This is a genomic window from Sulfitobacter sp. HI0129, from assembly GCF_001635395.1.
GTDB lineage: Bacteria > Pseudomonadota > Alphaproteobacteria > Rhodobacterales > Rhodobacteraceae > Sulfitobacter.
In genome coordinates this window covers 1-223 of record NZ_LWGH01000983.1, presented here as the reverse complement: position 1 = coordinate 223, position 223 = coordinate 1, and the positions used below count along the sequence as shown (strand labels likewise).

Below are 223 nucleotides of genomic sequence, written 5' to 3'. Positions count from 1 at the left end.
AGCGCCGAAGCGGCGCAGGCCATGGCAGTATGATGGATGACAATGAAGACGGGGCGCAAACCGTCCCGCCGGGGGCCATGATTGGGGGACGGTCGCTCTACGATCCCGGGCAGTGACAACAGGCGTCAGCCCCGTGCCGCGCGCCGGTAGGGTGCCGGATCCCATGCGCAGGCAAACCCGTCCCCGTCGGGGTCGACCCCGGCGCTGTCACGCTCCGGGCCGC

At 70.9% G+C, this 223-nt stretch carries 1 pseudogene; it reads right to left on the bottom strand.

What is annotated here, in order from left to right:
• Positions 1-113, bottom strand: a pseudogene (locus A3764_RS26150) (N-acetylmuramoyl-L-alanine amidase); the annotation flags it as partial.
• Positions 114-223: the final 110 nt, after the last annotated feature.